At 71.9% G+C, this 18,129-nt stretch carries 16 protein-coding genes; 7 read left to right on the top strand and 9 right to left on the bottom strand.

Going from position 1 to position 18,129, the window contains the following annotated elements; genetic code table 11:
- Positions 1-11 precede the first annotated feature (11 nt).
- Both AC07EJ_RS20210 and AC07EJ_RS20215 read right to left on the bottom strand, forming a co-directional pair.
- A complete protein-coding gene (locus AC07EJ_RS20210) occupies positions 12-884 on the bottom strand; it encodes an amidohydrolase family protein (RefSeq protein WP_389480486.1) in 873 nt (290 codons plus the stop codon).
- 5 nt (positions 885-889) lie between these two features.
- Positions 890-1,837 (bottom strand): SDR family NAD(P)-dependent oxidoreductase, encoded by a 948-nt coding sequence (locus tag AC07EJ_RS20215; RefSeq protein ID WP_393582975.1) that lies wholly within the window; start codon positions 1,835-1,837, stop codon positions 890-892.
- Positions 1,838-2,025: 188 nt separating this feature from the next.
- On the opposite strand from AC07EJ_RS20215, the gene AC07EJ_RS20220 reads away from it, so the two are divergent.
- Together AC07EJ_RS20220 and AC07EJ_RS20225 are read left to right on the top strand one after the other, a co-directional pair.
- Positions 2,026-2,451 carry a MarR family winged helix-turn-helix transcriptional regulator gene (locus tag AC07EJ_RS20220; protein ID WP_478884630.1) on the top strand — a complete coding sequence of 142 codons (426 nt, stop codon included), beginning with the start codon at positions 2,026-2,028 and terminating at the stop codon, positions 2,449-2,451.
- Positions 2,452-2,461: 10 nt separating this feature from the next.
- Positions 2,462-3,256, top strand: coding sequence for an IclR family transcriptional regulator (locus AC07EJ_RS20225; RefSeq protein ID WP_389480456.1), 795 nt, complete (start codon positions 2,462-2,464; stop codon positions 3,254-3,256).
- A gap of 4 nt (positions 3,257-3,260) precedes the next feature.
- Here the strand turns inward: AC07EJ_RS20225 and AC07EJ_RS20230 are convergent, their stop codons facing one another.
- Positions 3,261-4,865, bottom strand: coding sequence for an MFS transporter (locus AC07EJ_RS20230; RefSeq protein WP_393582977.1), 1,605 nt, complete (start codon positions 4,863-4,865; stop codon positions 3,261-3,263).
- A gap of 241 nt (positions 4,866-5,106) precedes the next feature.
- On the opposite strand from AC07EJ_RS20230, the gene AC07EJ_RS20235 reads away from it, so the two are divergent.
- The 3 genes from AC07EJ_RS20235 to AC07EJ_RS20245 are packed head-to-tail and all read left to right on the top strand — an operon-like array spanning position 5,107 to position 7,288.
- The gene (locus AC07EJ_RS20235) at positions 5,107-6,174 is read left to right on the top strand and encodes a Rieske 2Fe-2S domain-containing protein (RefSeq protein ID WP_478884631.1); all 1,068 of its coding nucleotides are present in this window, start codon (positions 5,107-5,109) and stop codon (positions 6,172-6,174) included.
- Entirely contained in the window at positions 6,171-6,335 is a 165-nt protein-coding gene (locus AC07EJ_RS20240; protein WP_393582981.1) for a hypothetical protein, read from the top strand. Before AC07EJ_RS20235 ends, AC07EJ_RS20240 begins: the two co-directional genes overlap by 4 nt.
- Before the next feature lie 2 nt (positions 6,336-6,337).
- Positions 6,338-7,288, top strand: a complete 951-nt coding sequence (locus AC07EJ_RS20245; RefSeq protein WP_478884664.1) for a PDR/VanB family oxidoreductase — start codon at positions 6,338-6,340, stop codon at positions 7,286-7,288.
- Positions 7,289-7,330: 42 nt separating this feature from the next.
- On the opposite strand, the gene AC07EJ_RS20250 is transcribed toward AC07EJ_RS20245, so the two are convergent.
- From AC07EJ_RS20250 to AC07EJ_RS20260, 3 genes are read right to left on the bottom strand one after another with little or no spacing between them, the layout of a single operon-like run.
- Positions 7,331-8,617, bottom strand: a complete 1,287-nt coding sequence (locus AC07EJ_RS20250) for an ABC transporter substrate-binding protein (RefSeq protein ID WP_478884632.1) — start codon at positions 8,615-8,617, stop codon at positions 7,331-7,333.
- Positions 8,614-9,447, bottom strand: coding sequence for a carbohydrate ABC transporter permease (locus tag AC07EJ_RS20255; RefSeq protein ID WP_389480482.1), 834 nt, complete (start codon positions 9,445-9,447; stop codon positions 8,614-8,616). The genes AC07EJ_RS20250 and AC07EJ_RS20255 overlap by 4 nt, the downstream gene beginning before the upstream one ends.
- 17 nt (positions 9,448-9,464) lie before the next feature.
- A complete protein-coding gene (locus AC07EJ_RS20260; RefSeq protein ID WP_389480445.1) occupies positions 9,465-10,403 on the bottom strand; it encodes a carbohydrate ABC transporter permease in 939 nt (312 codons plus the stop codon).
- A 192-nt stretch (positions 10,404-10,595) separates the two neighbouring features.
- On the opposite strand from AC07EJ_RS20260, the gene AC07EJ_RS20265 reads away from it, so the two are divergent.
- Both AC07EJ_RS20265 and AC07EJ_RS20270 read left to right on the top strand, forming a co-directional pair.
- On the top strand, positions 10,596-11,483 hold the full coding sequence (locus AC07EJ_RS20265) for a phosphotransferase enzyme family protein (RefSeq protein WP_389480443.1): 888 nt from the start codon (positions 10,596-10,598) through the stop codon (positions 11,481-11,483).
- A 193-nt stretch (positions 11,484-11,676) separates the two neighbouring features.
- Positions 11,677-14,529 (top strand): glycosyl hydrolase family 95 catalytic domain-containing protein, encoded by a 2,853-nt coding sequence (locus tag AC07EJ_RS20270; protein ID WP_478884633.1) that lies wholly within the window; start codon positions 11,677-11,679, stop codon positions 14,527-14,529.
- 64 nt (positions 14,530-14,593) lie between these two features.
- Here AC07EJ_RS20270 and AC07EJ_RS20275 read toward each other — a convergent pair whose 3' ends face one another.
- The 3 genes from AC07EJ_RS20275 to AC07EJ_RS20285 all read right to left on the bottom strand — a co-directional run bounded on the left by AC07EJ_RS20275 (position 14,594) and on the right by AC07EJ_RS20285 (position 18,093).
- Positions 14,594-15,316 (bottom strand): exonuclease domain-containing protein, encoded by a 723-nt coding sequence (locus AC07EJ_RS20275; protein WP_478884634.1) that lies wholly within the window; start codon positions 15,314-15,316, stop codon positions 14,594-14,596.
- Between the two features lie 111 nt (positions 15,317-15,427).
- Entirely contained in the window at positions 15,428-16,684 is a 1,257-nt protein-coding gene (locus AC07EJ_RS20280; protein ID WP_389480436.1) for an SAV2148 family HEPN domain-containing protein, read from the bottom strand.
- Positions 16,685-16,785: 101 nt separating this feature from the next.
- Entirely contained in the window at positions 16,786-18,093 is a 1,308-nt protein-coding gene (locus tag AC07EJ_RS20285) for a copper amine oxidase (protein ID WP_393582989.1), read from the bottom strand.
- Positions 18,094-18,129 lie beyond the last annotated feature (36 nt).

Genomic DNA, 18,129 nt, shown 5'->3' on the forward strand with positions numbered 1-18,129 from the left:
GTCCGGCCCCTTTACGGTTTCGCCAGCCCGAGCAGCCTGGCGGCGTTCTCCTTGAGGATCTTCGGCCGGACCTCGTCCTTGATCGGGAGCTTCGCGAAGTCGGCGAGCCAGCGGTCGGGGGTGAGGACGGGATAGTCCGAGCCGAAAAGGACCTTGTCCTTCAGCAGGGTGTTGGCGTACTGGACCAGCTGCTGCGGGAAATACTTCGGCGACCAGCCGGAGAGGTCGATGTGCACCCCGGGCTTGTGGGTGGCCACGGCGAGCGCCTCGTCCTGCCAGGGGAACGACGGGTGCGCGAGGATGATCTTCAGATGGGGGAAGTCGGCGGCGACGTCGTCCACGTGCATCGGGTTGGAGTACTTCAGGCGGATGCCTCCCCCGCCGGGCACGCCCGCGCCGATGCCGGTCTGGCCGGTGTGGAAGAGCGCGACGGCGCCCGTCTCCTCGATCACCTCGTAAAGCCCGTACGCCATACGGTCGTTGGGGAAGAAGCCCTGGATGCTGGGGTGGAACTTGAAGCCGCGCACCCCGTACTCCTCGACCAGGCGCCGGGCCTGCCGGATCCCGGCGCGGCCGCGGAAGGGGTCGATGCTCGCGAAGGGGATCAGCACGTCGGGGTTGGCGTGCGCGGCCTCGGCGACCTCTTCGTTGGGGACGGGCTCGGTGCCGGTGGCGGACTCGGCGTCGACGGTGAAGACGACGGCGGCCATGCGGCGCTCGCGGTAGTAGGCGGCGGTCTCCTCAAGGGTGGGCTTCCGGTTCCCCTCGACCTTGAAGTAGGCGCTGGACGCGGCGTGCAGCTCGTCGTCGAGCGAGGCCCGTCCCTTGGACGACACCTCGGCGTGCGTGTGGACGTCGATCGCGGTGAGTTCCGCCAGGTCGATGCCGCTCATGCCGTGACCACGCCCTCGGGGGCCTTCGGGAGGCGGGGCGCGGGGATGCCGACGGTCTGCGGCTCGCGGCCGACCGACGTGTGCCAGGTCTCGGCGATGGTCCGCGGGCTCCAGCCGCCGTCCGCGTAGGCGACGGACACCTCCTGCGGGTGCGACCACAGGGTGAGCTTGTCGCCGCCGATGCCGATGCACTGGCCCGTGACGTCCCGGGCCGCGTCAGAGGCGAGGAAGGGGACGAGCGCGGCGCAGTCCTCCGGCGTGCCGAAGCCCTCGCCCCGGCGCAGGAAGCCCGGCAGCGGTTCGCCGCCGCGCAGCGCGTCGACATAGGGGGCGAAGGCGGGGATGGTCTCGGTCATCGCGGTCGCGGCGACCGGCACGACGGCGTTCACGGTGACGTCCGCGCGGGCCAGCTCCATGGACCAGGTGCGCACCATCGCCGCGATCCCGGCCTTGGCCGCCGCGTAGTTGGTCTGCCCGAAGTTGCCGCGCTGGCCGGCCGGCGAGGCGACGAGCACCAGGCTGCCGCCCTCGCCCTGCTCCCGCAGGCGCACGGCGGCGGCTCGGGCGCAGGTGAAGGTGCCCCTGAGGTGGGTGGTGACGACGGCGTCGAAGTCGTCGTCGGTCATCTTCCACAAGACCCTGTCGCGCAGGATTCCGGCGTTGGTGACCATGACGTCCAGCCGCCCGAACTCCGAGACGGCCCGGCCGACGAGGCGCTCGGCGGCCTCGGTGGTGCCCACGGGGACGACCTCGGCGACGGCCCGGCCGCCGGCCTCGGTGATCGTCTTGACGGCCTGCGCGGCGACGTCCGCGTCGATGTCGTTGACGACGACGCTCGCCCCGGAGCGGGCGAGGGCGGTGGCGTAGGCGAGACCGAGTCCGCGGCCGCTTCCGGTGACGACGGCGACCTTGCCGGAGAGGGAGATTGAGGGTGTGTCAGGCACTGGGTGGGTCCTTCCAGGTACGGGTACCGGCCGACGAGAAAGACGCTATGGCCAATCATTGTTGTCGTCAATAGTTGCCGTGAGCCTTGAAGTCCTTCATGCTGGAGCCTCACGCACGACCTCACGCACCCCCGTGCCCGCACGGACCGACCCCGGAGCCCGACATCACTGACGAAGAGGCGCCCTGGATGCGCGCGCTGCACGCCGACACCGGCTATCTCCTCTACCGGCTCGGGCTGCACTCGGGCCGGCTGTTCAACGCCACGCTCGAAGAGTTCGGCCTGCGGCTGCGGCACTACGCGCTGCTGCGCTACCTCGCCACCGTGGAGGGCGCCCTGCAGCGCGAGCTGAGCGAGCGGCTCGGCTACGACCCGAGTGCCATCGTGAGCCTCGTGGACGACCTTCAGGAACTCGGCCTGGTGGAGCGCGGACCCGCGCCCGGCGACCGGCGCAGCCGCATCGTCGCCCTCACCGGCCGCGGCAAGGACGTCCTGCGCGACACCGACAAGGGCAGTCGGCGCGTCACCGACGAACTGCTCGCACCCCTCGCTCCCGGGGAACGGGCCACGTTGCAGGCCCTGTTGGCGCGGGTCGCGGAAGCGGACCGGGGCTGACCCTCCGGTCATGACAGAGCCGCCGGACATGACAGAGCCGTCGCAGGACTCCGCGGGCGCGGCGCGCGGCCGTTCCGCGGCGGAGCGTCTCCTCGCGGTGCTCGGCGCGTTCGACCACCGCAGACCCGCGCTGTCCCTCACCGAGATCGGCCGCAGGGCGGGACTCCCGCTGGCCACCGCCCACCGTCTGGTGGGCGAACTCACCGCGTGGGGCGCCCTCGAACGTGACGCTGCGGGCAGTTACCACGTCGGGCTGCGGATCTGGGAACTCGCGGCGCTGGCCCCGCGCGGCCCCGCCCTGCGCGAGGCAGCGCTGCCGTTCCTGGAGGACCTCTACGAGGCGACCCACGAGAACGTGCATCTCGCGGTGCGCGACGGCCTCGACGTCGTCTACATCGAGCGGCTGTCCGGCCGCCATGCGGTCGGCGTCCGCAGCCGGCCCGGGGCGCGCTGGCCGCTGCACGCGACGGGCGTCGGGCTCGTCCTCCTCGCCCACAGCGCCAAGTCCTTCCAGGACCAGGTCTGCGGACGGCCGCTCGCCGCCTTCACGCCGCACACCCTGTCCGACCCGGCCGGCCTGCGCCGCGCCCTGGCCGAGGTGCGGCGCACCGGCTGCGCGGTGGCCGACCGTCAGATCACCGACGACGCGGTCTCGGTGGCCGCGCCCGTGCGCGGGCCACGCGGCGACGTCGTGGCCGCGGTCTCGCTCGTGGTCCCCTCGGCCGGGACGCAGCCGCACTCGCTGGTCCCGGCCGTACGGCTCGCGGGGCGCGGCATCTCGCGCGCGCTGGGCTGGCGACCCTGACGCGTCAGGAGGAGACGGCGGCGGCCGGACCGTCGGCATCCCGGACGGCCGTGTCCGCGCCTTTCTCCAGGCCCTTCCCCAGGCGCTTGCCCCGGGCCGGGCGCAGGGCGACGAGTACGAGCAGCGCCGAAAACGCCGCGGCCGTCCCGCAGACGACGAACCCGATCGCGTAGCCGTGGCCCAGCGCCTCCAGGGCGTAAGGTCCCGCCGCCCCGGGTGGTGAGCCGGCCGGTACGGAGTTCAGGGCGAGCGGGCCGCCCTCGGCGAGGACCTCCCCGGCCGCCGCTCGCGCGCCCGGCGCCAGGTCCGATGCACCGATCGCGCCGTCCAGGTGGGACGCCGCCCGGCTGAGCGCCACCGCGCCGATGACCGCGGGACCGAGGGTGAAGCCGAAGTCGCGCAGCAGGTTCGTCGAGGCGCTGGCCATGCCTGCGAGGTGGGCGGGGGCCGCGTTGACGGCGGTCGCCGTCACGGAGGAGACGGTGAAGGCGAAGCCCACCCCGACCAGGCCGAGCGGCAGGATCAATGAGGGCAGGGCCCGGTCGGTCACGCGCAGCGAGGCGGCGACGAAGTCGCCCGCGGCCATCAGGACCAGGCCGCCGGCGAGCAGCGTACGCGGCGCCACCCGGGCGAGCAGCCGGGTGGTCAGCGGGGTGAGGAACGGGGTGATGCCGTTGAGCAGCAGGAAGGCGAACGCGGTGCGCAGCGGGCTCTGGTGCTGGATCGGGCCGAGCCGGATGCTGGCCGCGTAGGCGGTGCCGAGGAAGGCGAACATGCCCACGACGGTGACGGCGGAGGCCACCGCAAACGACCGGTCGGCGAACAGGTCGAGGCGCAACAGCGGTGAGCGCGCGCGCAGTTCGGCCACCACGAACAGACCGAGAAAGACGGCGGCGACCAGGAAGGCGGTCACCACGGGCACGGAGGCCCAGCCGTCGTCCGGCCCCTGGATCACCCCGTAGAGCAGGGCGAACGCGCCGACGCCGATGGTGATCTGGCCTCCGATGTCCAGCGAACGGCCCTCGGGCGCGCGGGAGTCGTGGGCGAGCAGGAGGCTGGTGAGGGCGCTCACCGCCGCGATGGCCGTCACCACGGCGAAGGCCCACCGCCAGGAGCCGTAGGTCCCGGTGATCCCCCCGAGCAGCGGGGCGAGGAAGCCGCCCGCGGACAGACTGGACGCCCACAGGGCGATGGCGCGGGTGCGGCCCGCCGCGGTGGTGCTGCCCGCGGCGATCATCGCCAGCGAGGTGGGGAACAGGGCCGCGGCGCCGAGCCCGGCGAGCGCCTGCCCGGCCCAGAGCTGGTGCACCCCCGCACTGGCGGCGGCCACCGTCTCGCCGATACCGAGGAGCACGGCGCCGCCGACGAGCAGCCGTTTACGCCCGAAGAGGTCACCGAGGACACCGAAGGTCAGCTCCAGGACGGTGACGGGGAGCAGGAACGCGTCGGATATCCAGGTCAGTTGGGAGCCCACCGGGTGCAGATGCTCCTGGAAGAGGCCGTTGAGGGTGGCCGGAAGGGCGATGCCGATCTGGGCGAGGCAGACCGCGAAGCATCCGGCGATCAGAGTTCCGGCGGTGAAGCGGCCGGTGATTCTCCGTGCGCGCATGGGACATCCCTGGGTCGAAGGTTCAGGGGAACGGAGTGCGGGGGTGCCGCCGGGAGTACCGGCGAATGCGTGGAATGTAGAGCGCAATAATTGCGGAGGTCAATAATTAGAGCCCGCCGGAATTCTCCGGCTTCCGCCCGGCGGAAGAGCCGTTGCCGCGACCTCGCCCCCGTCACGACGCTGGTGGCACACCACGGCACGGCGAAGCAGAGCCGCTTCGCCCTTCAGGGACGGGAGTGCCATGTCCGAGTTCGCGCGCAACCAGTGGTACGTAGCGGCGTACGGGACGGAGGTCGGGCGGGAGCTGCTCGCCCGCACCGTCCTCGGCGAGCCGATCGCCTTCTACCGGACCGAGGACACGGGCGAGGTCGTCGCCCTGGCCGACCGCTGCGTGCACCGCCGCTTCCCGCTCTCGCAGAGCAGGCTCGACGGCGACAAGGTGGTCTGCGGCTACCACGGCTTCACCTACGACACGACCGGCACCTGCGTGTACGTCCCCGGCCAGAAGCGCGTCCCCCGTACCGCCAGGGTGAGTTCGTACCCGGTGGCCGAGCTGGACTCCTTCGTGTGGGTGTGGATCGGCGACCCGGAGCTCGCCGACCGGACGACGATCCCGCGGGCCCCGCACCTGGCCGACTCCGCGCACTGGACGACGGTCGGCGGCATGGAGCCCATCGACGCCGACTACGGCCTGCTCGTCGACAACCTGATGGACCTCTCCCACGAGACGTATCTGCACGGCGGCTACATCGGCACGCCCGAGGTCGCCGACACCCCCATGACGACCGAGGTCGACGAGGGCGCGGGCGTCGTCCGCGTCAGCCGGCACATGGACGACGCCGAGTGTCCGCCGTTCTACGCCAACTCCACCGGCATCAAGGGCCGCATCACGCGCTGGCAGGACATCGAGTACCACGCCCCGTGCCTGTACCTGCTGCACAGCCGCATCGCCCCGCAGGGCGTCCTGCCGCGTCCGGACGGCACCGACCCGGACGCCTTCCACGTGGAGATCACCTACGCGATCACCCCCTCCACGCGGAACCAGGTCTACGACTTCTGGGCCGTCTCCCGCGACTTCGGCCACGGCGACGAGGAGATGTCCACGTTCCTGCGCGACTTCAACCACGAGGTCGTCATGCAGGACGTGAACGCGCTGAACCTGCTCCAGAAGACCCTGGACACCGAGCCCGTCGGCTACCAGGAGCTCAGCATCAACATCGACACGGGCGGCCTCGCCGCCCGCCGGATCCTGTCCCGCCTCGCCGCCGAGGGCGACCGGTCCCAGGCCCCCGACACCGTCGCCCGATGAGCCGCCCGCCCACCGCCGAGGTGTACCGCGTCGACTGGGTCCCCGGCACCGACGAACTGCACGGCATCTGCCACTGCGGGGCCGAGCACGACACACAGGATCCCGAGGCGATGTGGCAGTGGATGCTGTCCCACCCCGATCACCAGGAGGACGACCGGTGACCGTGACCCCGCCCTACGAAGCCGACCTCGTCGTCGCCGCTCGCACCGAAGAGGCCGACGGCGTCGTATCCCTGATGTTCCGTCACCCCGAGGGGGCGACACTGCCGCCCTGGGAACCGGGTGCCCACGTCGACCTGGTCCTGACGGACGACATGGTCCGCCCGTACTCGTTGTGCGGCGACCCGGCCGACCGCACCACCTGGACGATCGCGGTCCTCCACGAACCACTCGGACGCGGCGGATCGGCGTACGTCCACGAGAAGCTGACCCCGGGCGCGGTCGTCCGCGTCCGGGGGCCGCGCAACCACTTCCCGCTCCACGACGCACCGGGATACCGCTTCGTGGCGGGCGGCATCGGGATCACCCCGATCCTTGCGATGGTCGCCGCCGCCGAAGCGGCGGGCGCCGAGTGGAGCCTGCTGTACGGCGGCCGGACGCGCGGCTCGATGGCGTTCCTCGATCAACTCTCCGCCTACGGCGCGAAGGTACGCGTCGCGCCGCAGGACGAGACGGGCCTTCTCGACCTCGACGGGTATCTCGGCCCGCCCGACACGGACGGCGACGGCACCCTGGTCTACTGCTGCGGCCCGGGACCGCTCCTCGACGCCGTCGAGGCCCTGGGCGCCGCCCACACCGAGCGTTTCCGTCCTGCGCAGGACGGACCGGACGGCTCCGGCGGCACGGACCACGCCTTCGAGGTCGAGCTGCGGCGCTCCGGCCGCACCCTGACCGTGCCGCCCGGCCGCAGCATCCTGCACACGGTCCAAGAGGCGGGGATCGAGGTGCTGTACTCCTGCGCGGAAGGCACCTGCGGGACCTGTGAGACCGACATCGTGGAGGGCACGGCGGACCACCGGGACTCGGTGCTCACCGCCGACGAGCGGGCGGCGGGCGAGACGCTGATGATCTGCGTCTCGCGCTGCCGGGGCCCCCGCCTCGTCCTCGACCTGTGACCCTCTCTCCCTCTCCCTCCCTCTTTCCCTCCGCGTCCCGCCCTACCGCTGATACCTCGCGAGGACCAGATTCCCGTCGTTCACCAGGCGTTTGCGCAGTTCACCGAGGCCGATCGAGCCGCTGTAGTACTCCTGGAGCGCGGGCGTCGCGACCTTGTCCTTCCACTCCGCGTAGCCGCGCACCGACTGCGCGGGGGCCGAGCGGAGGTCACCGGCGAGGGCCGTGCCGGTCGCCCAGTCGTTCTTCTGTGTGCGCAGGGCCGGGTCCTTGAGGGCCTCGGTGCCGGTGGGCAGCATCCAGTCGCCGAGCGCGAGGCGCACCATGTTGGGCGGCCGCAGCAGGAAGTCGATGAACTGCGCGGCCTCCTTCTTGTGCGGGCTGTCCTCGGCCACGGACAGGGTCTGCGGGGAGACTCCCTGGGCGAGACCGTCACGTCCCGCGGGCGCCGGGAGGACCTGCCAGTCGAAGCCCTTCGGTGCCTGCTGGACGATCTGCTGACGGTAGGAGAAGCCGAGCGGGACCATGGCGTACTTGCCGGCGAAGAAGCCGGGGAGCGTGTCGGAGCCGCCCATGCCGAGCGTCGCGCCCGAGGCGCTGCCGTCGGTGTCGACCTGGTCGTGGACCGTGCGGGGCACGACCTGGTCCGCAGCGTCGAAGCGGACCGTCACCTTGCCGTCCGCGCCGCGGTGGAACATGCGCCCGCCGGCCGAGAGGGAGAGGTTGAGGGTCGCCGAGACGGGCTCCTTCAGCGGCCACGCGACGCCGAACTTCTTCTTCCCGCTCAGCTTCTTCGTGATGGTCCTGAACTCGTCCCAGGACCAGGGCTTCGCGGGTGTCGGGATGCGCACGCCCGCCGCCTTGAGGATCTTCGCGTTGGCGATGAGGACGCGCGGCTCCTGGAGGAACGGCACGCCGTAGACGCCGTCGCCGAAGGTCGTGGTCTCCCAACTGTGCTGCGGGATGTCGGACTTGAGGCGGGCGGGCAGCAGGTCTCGCAGGTCGGCGAGGTAGCCGCCGTACGCGAAGTCCGCGAGGTCGTCGGAGGCGTCGTGGATGACGTCGGGCGCCTCCCCTCCCTCGAAGGAGGTGAGCAGCTGGTCGTGAACGCTGTCCCAGCTGCCCTGGACGTACTTGACCTGGATGTCCGGGTGGGTCGCGTTCCACTCCTTCACGAGCTGCTTGTTGGCGTCGACGGACTCCTTCTGCCAGGCCAGGGACTGGAATTCGAGAGTGACCTTGCCGTCGTCGTCCGTTCCGCCCGAGGAACAGCCGGTGAGCAGCAGGGCCACGGCCGCGGTGACGGCGGCCAGCCGGGATACGCGCCTCATGACTTCACCGCCCCGGTCAGCATCCCGCCGGTGAGTCTGCGCTGGATCAGCGCGAAGATCACCAGCGAGGGCAGGGTCGCGAGGAACGCGGCGGCGGCCAGCGGCCCCAGGTCGGCGACGCCCTCCGCGCCGAGGAAGTGCGTCAGGATCACCGGCAGCGTCTGCCGCTCCGGGGTCTTCATCAGGACGAGCGCGAAGAAGAACTCGTTCCACGCGGTGATGAAGGCGAACAGGGACGTCGCCACCAGGCCCGGCGCAAGCAGCGGCGCCGTGACGGAGACGAGCGTGCGCAGCTTTCCGGCTCCGTCGACGGCGGCCGCCTCCTCCAGCTCGGGCGGCACGGCCCGGACGTAGCCGACGAGCATCCACAGCGCGAAGGGCAGCGACCACACGACGTAGACCATGGTCAGGCCGGGCAGCGAGTTGATCAGGTGCAGGTTCTTCAGGATCAGGAAGAGCGGGATGATCAGCAGGACGAACGGGAACGCCTGGCTGACCACCACCCAGCCCGTCGCCGCACGGGACAGCAGCGAGCGGTGGCGGGCCATCACGTATGCCATCGGGGTCGCGATGACGACGGCGATCAGGGCCGCGCAGACCGCGACGAGCACGGAGTTGGCGGCGGCCCGCAGGAGGGGCTGCTCGTCGAAGGCCTGCCGGAAGTTGGCGAGCGTGGGGTCCTTGGGTATCCACGTGGGGTGCAGGCTCGCGAGTTCGCGGGGCGGCTTGAACGCCGTGGAGATCAGCCACAGGAACGGGAACGCGAGGAAGACGAGATAGGCGAGCAGCGCGAGGTACTGGCCCGCGCGCGCCGGCCTGCTCGGCCGGATGCCTGTCCGGGTACGGCTCACTGCTCGTCGCCTCCCTTGAGCCGGCCCACGAGGTAGAAGGCGAGGATGATGGAGATGACCGCGACCATCACGCAGCCCATCGCCGCCGCGTAGCCGAACTGGCCGTAGCGGAAGGCCTCTTCGTAGGCGAAGAGCATGGGCAGCCGGGTGCGGCCGCCCGGACCGCCGTTGGTCAGGACGTAGACCAGGGCGAACGAGTTGAAGTTCCAGATGAAGTTGAGCGCGGTGATGGCGAGGGCGACCGGCCTGAGCGCGGGCCACGTCACGGCGCGGAAGCGGCCCCAGGCGCCGGCGCCGTCGAGGGCGGCGGCCTCGTGGAGTTCGCGTGAGGTGTTCTGGAGTCCGGCGAGCAGGGCGACGGTGGTCTGCGGCATGCCCGCCCAGATCCCGACGACGATCACGGCGGGCAGCGCGGTCGCCAGGCCGGTGAGCCAGTCGCGTCCGTCGCCGAGGCCGAGGTCGCGGATGGTCTCGTTGAGGATGCCCGCGTCGGGGTTGTAGACGAGGCGCCACATGATGCCGACGACCACCTCGGGCATCGCCCAGGGAATGATCGCGAGCGCCCGTGCCAGCCAGCGGAAGCGGAGGTTCTGGTTGAGCAGGAGCGCGAGGCCGAGCGCGAGCAGGAACTGAGGGACGGTCACCCCGACCGCCCACAGCAGGCCGATCCGGAACGAGTCCCAGAACAGCGTGTCGTGCAGCAGGTCCTGGAAGTTGAGCGCGCCCACCCATTGGGTCGGCGCCGTGCGGCCCGCCTGCGAGTCGGTGAACGCCAGCGCGATGCCGTAGAGGAGGGGCCCGACGCTGAGCACCAGGATCGGGATGAGGGCGGGCAGGACCAGGAACCAGGCGGCGCCTCGGTCCGCCGGGCGCCCACCGCCCGGTGGCCCTGGCGCGCGCTTCCCCGTCCGCGTCGTTGCGGTCGCCAATGTCACGTGTCCGGCTCCTTCGGGCGACTGGGTGTGGCACCGGCCGCCCCGGCGGCCTCCGTCATCGTGCTGAGGGACCCGTGACTCGTCAAGCCGGTGCGCACGACGTTGTCCGTTACGGCGTGGACCGGGGCGTATGCGCATGTGGAACGGGTGCGAGACTGGGCCCGGACCAGGGGAATCGGCGGGAGGCAAGTGATGGACGAGGCGCAGGCGCGGAAGGTGCTCGCGGCGGCGGGGATCCCCGGCGGGCAGCGGGGCGACGGGGCGGAGGGCGGCGGGCGGGAGGCCGAGCTGCTCGCGCTCGGCGAGAACGCCGTGTTCGCGCTCGGCGACCTGGTGGTCAAGGTGGGCCGCGACCCCGAACTCCTGGAGCGGGCCCGGCGCGAACTCGCCGTCGCGGGCTGGCTCGCCGGCCAGGGAGTGCCGGCCGTACGGGCCGCCGAGCCCGAGCCGCTCCTCGTGGACGGCCACCCGGTGACGCTGTGGCACCGCGTTCCGGCCGCGCTGCGCCCCGCCGAGCCGCGCGACCTGGCCGAGCTGCTCCGCCTCGTGCACGCCCTGCCCGCGCCGCCCTTCGCGCTGCCGCGCCGCGAGCTGCTCGGCGGCGTCGAGCGGTGGCTGCGGCTCGCGGGCGACGCGATCGACCCCGCCGACGCCGCGTATCTGCGCGAGCGGCGCGACGGCTTCGCGGACGCGGCGGCGGCGCTCGTCCCGCACCTGACGCCGGGCCCGATCCATGGGGACGCGCTGCCGCGCAATGTGCACATCGGCCCCGACGGGCCCGTCCTCGTCGACCTGGAGACGTTCTCCGCCGACCTGCGCGAGCACGACCTGGTCGTCATGGCGCTCTCCCGCGACCGGTACGGCCTCGACCCCGAGGCGTACGACGCGTTCACGCGGACGTACGGCTGGGACGTGCGGGAGTGGGACGGGTGCGCCGTGCTGCGCGGCGCGCGCGAGACGGCGAGCTGCGCCTGGGTCGCCCAGCACGCGCCGACCAACCCCAAGGCGCTCGCGGAGTTCGGGCGCAGGGTGGCGTCGCTGCGGGACGGGGATCCGGCGGTGCGTTGGTACCCGTTCTGAGGGCGGCCGCCGGGGGCGCGTGACTGAACCTCCGCCCGGGAGTGGGTCGTTGGGGTCCCACCCAGGAGTGGGTGGTTGGACTCCCGGGCGGGAGTTGTTGGACTTTCGCTCCGAATTCATCCGATCTCTTTCCTGCGGTGGGGTCCTGGAGCAAGGTACGGCGGAGTTGGCCGACCCTTGCTTGGAGGACCTGATGCCCACGCACCCCGAACCTGGCTCCACCGAACCCGGCTCCCCCGTCTCCCGCCGCTCCGTCCTCAAATACGGTTCAGCCATCGGATCTCTCCTGGCCCTGAGCCAGGTCCCCGCCTTCACGGCGCAGGCGGCGCCGAGACCCGGCGGGCACCCGGCCACGCCTCGCCTCGTCCCCGAGGCCGACGCGCTCGCGCTGCGGTACGGGTCCCCGGCCGCCGAGGACCAGCTCATGCGGGAGGGGCTACCCATCGGCAACGGCCGCCTCGGGGCCGTCGTCTCCGGACACCCCTCCCGCGACGTCCTGTCCGTCTCGGACATCACCCTGTGGTCGGGCGGGGCGAACGACGCACTGGAGTCGGACGGCCAATTCCCCTACGACACGGCCCACTTCGGCTCGTACGGGGTCCTCGTCAAGGCGTATCTGGAGGTGCCGGGGCACGACCCGTCCGCCGTGAGCGGCTACCGGCGCCGCCTCGACCTCAGCAACGGCCTGATGACGGTGGAGTACGAGCTCGGGGGCACCCGCTTCCGGCGCGAGGTCTACTGCAGCCACCCCGACGACGTGATCGTCGTCCGGCTCACCCGTGTCGGCGGCGGCACCTGGAGCGGACGCCTCACGCTGACCGGGACGCGCGGTGAGCCAGTCGCCGTGGAGCCCGCCACCGCGTCCGCCGGTTTCGCCGCGAAACTCGACAACGGCCTCGCGTACGCAGCTGTCGCGCGGGCCGCGACGCACGGCGGCGGCACGGTCGGCGCGAACGGCTCCTCGGTCACCTTCGAGGGCTGCGACGAGGTCCTCCTCGTCCTGAGCGGCGGCACCTCCTACTCGCCCGGGGCCGAGGGGTTCATCGACCGCGACGCCGACCCGCGCGCCACCGCCACCGCGCGTACCGCCGCCGCGGCGAAGCTCGGCGCGCCCCGTCTCCTCGCCGCCCATGTCGCCGACCACCGCGCCCTGTTCGACACCATGAGCGTGGACCTGGGTGCGTCCACCGACGCGCAGCGGGCCCTGGACACCGACAAGCGGCTGCTGGCCCGGCAGGCCTCCGGCGGCCGCCCCGACCCCGAACTCGAGGCCTCGTACGTCCAGTTCGGCCGCTACCTCACCGTGTGCGGCTCGCGCTCCTCGCTGCCGCTCAACCTCCAGGGCCTGTGGATCGACCGGAACGACCCGGCGTGGATGGCGGACTACCACACCGACATCAACCTCCAGATGAACTACTGGCCCACCGACAGGACCGGCCTGCCCGACTGCTTCGACGCGCTCGCCGACTACTGTCTCGCCCAGGTCCCGCACTGGGAGAAGCGCACCCGCGAGCTGTTCAACGACCCCCGCAACGGCTTTCGCAACACGAGCGGCGCGATCGCCGGCTGGACCACCGCGATCTCCACCAACACGATGGGCGGCCCCGGCTGGTGGTGGCACCCGGCGGGCAACGCGTGGCTGTGCAACTCCCTTTTCGAGCACTACGAGTTCACACTCGACCGGCGCTACCTGGCGAAGATCCTGCCGCTCCTGGAGGGTGCCTGCGCGTTCTGGGAGAAGCGGCTCGTCACGACGACGGTGAAAGACCCGAAGACCGGGGCGGACGTCGAGGTCCTCGTCGACGACCACGACTGGTCGCCGGAGCACGGCCCGACCGACGCGCGCGGCATCACGTACGCCCAGGAGCTGGTCTGGCAGCTCTTCGAGAACTTCCGCACCGCCACGGCGGCCCTCGGCACGTCCAAGGCGTACGCCCGCCGCGTCACCGCCCTCCAGGACAGGCTGTACCTGCCGCGCGTCAGCCCCGCCACGGGCTGGCTGGAGGAGTGGATGGGTGGCGCGAACCTCGGCGAGACGCAGCACCGGCACCTCTCCCCCTTCGTCGGCCTGTTCCCCGGCGACCGCGTCAGCCGCGACCGCAGCCCGCACGACGTCCTCGTCGGCGTCGACAAGGGGCTCACGGCCCGCGGGATGGACTCGTTCGGCTGGGCCTGCGCGTGGCGGGCGCTGTGCTGGGCCCGAATGAAGGACGCGGAGAAGGCCTATCAGCTCCTGGGCACCGTCCTGCGCCCCTCCGTCAACCACAGCAACGGCACCGCGCCCAACTTCTTCGACATGTACCAACTGGGCGGCGACAGCTCGGTGTTCCAGATCGACGCCAACTTCGGCGCGACGGCCGCCGTGATCGAGATGCTGCTCTACTCCCGGCCGGGCCTCGTCGAGCTGCTGCCCGCGCTGCCGGTCGCGTGGGGCGCGTCGGGCAAGGTCACCGGGATCGGCGTGCGCGGCGGGTTCACGGCCGACCTGGAGTGGAAGGACGGCGTGGCGACGAAGCTCCGGCTCACCTCGACCGGCGGCCGCACCACGCGCGTACGGGCCGGCTCCTGGTCGAAGGACGTCACCCTGAAGCCGGGGGCGAGCATCTCCCTGACCCCCTCGTACGCGTCTCAGCGCTACGTCCTCGTCAACCGGGCCGACAGCCGCCTGGCGATCGAGGTGTCGGGGACCGCCGAGTCCGCGCCCCTGGTCCTGGGCGCGCGCACGGGCGGCGCGGCGCAGCAGTGGAAGTTCGCCGAGACCCTGGACGGCGGCCACCGCCTCACCAACGTGCACTCCGGACTGACGGCGGACGTCAGCGGCGGCCAGGCCACGGAGAACGCCCCCGTCGTCCAGTACCGGGCCACCGGCGCCGACAACCAGCACTGGCGCCCGGAGCCCACCGACGGCGGCCATGTCCGCCTGGTGTGCGTCCGTACGGGCAAGTCCCTCGGGGCGGCGGGCGGTTCGGCTGCGGCGGGGGCGGCGGTCGTCCAGCAGACGTACACGGGCGCGGCGTCACAGCAGTGGCGACGAGTGGCCGTGTAGGCGGCAAGGGGCGGGGGCTTCATCTGGCCCGGCCGGTGGCGCCGTGAAGCCCCCGCCCCACCACTCAGACCCCGGGCCCCGTCAGCTCCCGCATCGGCCACGTCGCCTCGACCACCGCCTGCGCGTCCCCCTTGCGGCGCAGGAAGGACTGGAAGTCCGTCGCCCACTGCGCGTACCACTCGATCTGGGATGCGTGGAGCCGCGCCGGCCCGAGGGAGGCGACCTTCGGGTGGCGGCCGGCTATCGCGGCGGCGAGGCGCGCGGCGGCGAGGGCGTCGGCGGAGGCGTCGTGCGCGGATTCGAGCGTCACGCCGTACTCCTGGCACACCGCCTCGAGGTTCCGCTTGCCCTTGCGGTAGCGGTCCACGGAGCGGTCGATCGTGTACGGGTCGATCACGGGCGCCGGGTCCACGCCGCCGAGCCGCTCCCGCAGCGACGGCAGGCCGTGGCGGCGCAGCTCGGCGGAGAGCAGGGTCAGGTCGAACGTGGCGTTGTACGCGACGACGGGCACGCCCGTGCGCCAGTACCCGACGAGCGCCTCGGCGATGGAGTCCGCGACCCGGTCGGCCGGCTCACCCTCGGACGCCGCTCTCTCGTTGCTGATCCCGTGCACGGCGACCGCGTCGGCCGGGATCTCGACCCCCGGGTCGGCGAGCCACTGCCGGTGTCCCAGCGGCCTCGCGTCCTTGACCTCTATCACCGCGCCCGTGACGATGCGCGCCTCGCGCGGATCCGTCCCCGTGGTCTCCAGGTCGAAGCCGACCAGCAGCTCCTGGTGCCATCCCATCGCGGCCCCCTTCTTCATGGTGCGTCCCCGTGTCTCCCCCAGTGGTCACCACGATGACATGGGGCACTGACAACGGGCCGGGGACCTTCCGCTTACCGCCGCGCGGCGGGGTCAGGACACGGGCCGGGCGTCCGCCCACGCCAGCTCGAATTCCTCGCGATACGTCGGGAAAAGTCCGGCTTCCTCCCCGTCGCGGGGAGCGTTCGCCTTCAGCACGCGTCCGGGGCCGCGCAGCACGAGGACCGGCGCCTCCATGCCCCTGGCCCGGCGCAGATACGACTGGACGACCCCGACGCCGTCCGACCCGTCGCCGTCGACGAGATACGCGGTGAACCGTGGCGTCTCGTCGTAGACCTGGATCTCGAACGCGCCCGGGTCACGCAGCCGGGCCCGGACCCGGCGCATGTGCAGGATGTTCATCTCGACGGCGCGGCTCAGCTCGCCGCGCTTGAGGCCCAGCTCCCGCTCCCTGCGCTTGACGGCGCTGGAGGCGGGATTGAGGAAGAGCAGCCGCACCCGGCAGCCGGACTCGGCGAGCCGGACGAGGCGGCGGCCCGAGAAGTTCTGCACCAGCATGTTCAGGCCTATGCCGATGGCGTCGAGGCGGCGGGCGCCGCCGAAGATGTCCTCGGCCGGGAACTGGCGAAGGAGCCGCACCCGGTCCGAGTGCACGCCCACGACGTCGGCGTACCGGTCGCCGACGAGTTCCTCGACGGCGTCCACGGGGAGCCTGCGGGCGGACGGCACGTCGGAGCCCGCGCCGAGCATCTCCAGGAGCCGCCCGGAGGCGCGCTCGGCCTGAGCGAGGACGGCCTCGGACAGGGCACGGTTGCGGGAGACGACGTTCCGCGTCACCTCTAGCTCGTCGAGGGCGAGTTCGACGTCGCGGCGGTCGTCGAAGTACGGCTCGAAGCAGGGCCAGTGCTGCACCATCAGCTCGCGCAGCTGCGGCAGGGTCAGGAAGCTGAGGACGTTGTCGTCGGCCGGGTCGAGGAGATAGCCCTTGCGGCGGCTCACCTCACGGACGGCGACGGCCCGCTGGACCCACTCCTGACCGGCGGGCCCGGCGGCGGCCACGACCCAGTCGTCGCCGTGGACGGGTTCGTAGATGGGGCGCAGCACGGCGGCCACCACGGCCCGCAGCCGCTGTTCGACCAGATTCAGCCAGATGTAGGCGCGGCCGGCCCGCTGCGCGCGCGTGCGCACCTCGCTCCAGGCCTCGGCGCCCCAGGCGAACTCCGACTCCGGTCCGATCTGGGATCCCATGTCCATGGGCCGCGCCAAGGACACCGCTCCGGGCGGGACGTCAGCGGAGCTCCCCTCGTGACCTGCGTCACCAGGGGGCAGCTCCAGCCCACCCGAGCTCACCCACGCACCGCCTTCCGCTCCCCCGAGCACTCCCCAGCAACGATCAAGGAAGGGTACTCCGGTAGCGGTCGGCGGTGCAGCCGGATGGGCAGGGCAGTTTCTCAACTACCGTTTCTGGGCACGCCGTTCTGGTCCGCGAGGTCGGCGGGAGTGAGCGGATTCATAGCGGTCACGTCCCTGGGGGCCAGTGAGAAGCCCTGCCAGTGGACCGGCATGGGCTGCTGGTCCTCGTCCCGGGCGATGTGGTGGAACCCGATGTTGACCCAGGTGATCGGGTGCGTGAGCGTCTGCCCGCCGACCCACTTGTCGACGCTGGCGCCGCCGCAGTGCCCGGCCGGGTTGTCGCTCGCGTACTGCTCGCACTTCTTGTACTCGGTGAAGTACACGTCGTGCTTGGTGAACGAGCGGCCGGGGAACTTGGCCGTGCGGCCGGGCACGAACTCGTAGGACCTGGGGTGGCCGTCCTTGTTCTTGCCCGCGGTGCTGACGACCCGCCACCAGCGCATGTCCTTGGCGTCACCGGCGAGTTCCTTGGTGACGGGGGTGCGGGTGGTCTTCGTGGTGGGGCTGCCGTTGCCGCGCGGCGCGGTGACCTTGGAGTCGTACTGCTCGACCTTGCTCTTGGGGGAGCCGTCGAGGCCGAAGTTGAGCCGCCAGAAGACGTTGTGGGCGTGGCTCTCGGCATAGGCACGGGCGCCCTTGCCGATCGGCCAGCCCTTGCCGTCCGTGCCGTTGTAGTCGTACGGGGAGAGGCTGCCGGTCGCGCCGACGTTCGACGTGATCGTCCCGTCCGAGGAGAACCGCCACTCGGTGATGTACTCGTACCAGGACGCCTTGTTGACCGTGTAGACGAGGAGGTCCTTGCCCTGGGCGGTGTAGACCTTGCCGCTGCCGCCGGTGCTCTCGTCGTCGTTGAGCCGGTACGCGTGCCCACGCGCGCGCGTGGTGGTGCACAGGCCCTGCACGTTGCCCCGGTCGGGCACCTTGACGGTCTTGATGGTGCCGCCGGGGCACTCGCCGGGCTTCAGGTTCTGCAGGGCGTACCCGAAGTCGGTGCCGGTGACGTCGTCGTACTCGTTCGCGCCGTCGTCGTAGGGGACGTGGACCTGCGCGAGGCGGGCGCTGGTGAGGACGGCGATCGGCTTGGGCTCGTCCTTGGGCTGATAGCTGACGTTGTCGAGGACGAGCCCGGACAGCGTGTTGTAGTGCCAGCACATGCGCCAGGTCGTGCCGCCGTCGAGGACCTGCTCGATCTTGTACGCGGTACTGCAGGCCGGGGCCGCGGCGGCGGGGGCCTGCGGGGCGGCGGTGGCGGGGCCTGCGGCGCTGACGGCGGTGCCGAGCAGCGCGAGGGTCGTGAGGGCGACGGCGGCCCGGGAGCGGGCGCGCCGAAGTCTGTTGACGTGCATACGGAATGGCTCCTTCAAGCAGGAGGAGAGGGAAAG

The organism is Streptomyces sp. NPDC045026 (assembly GCF_056432625.1).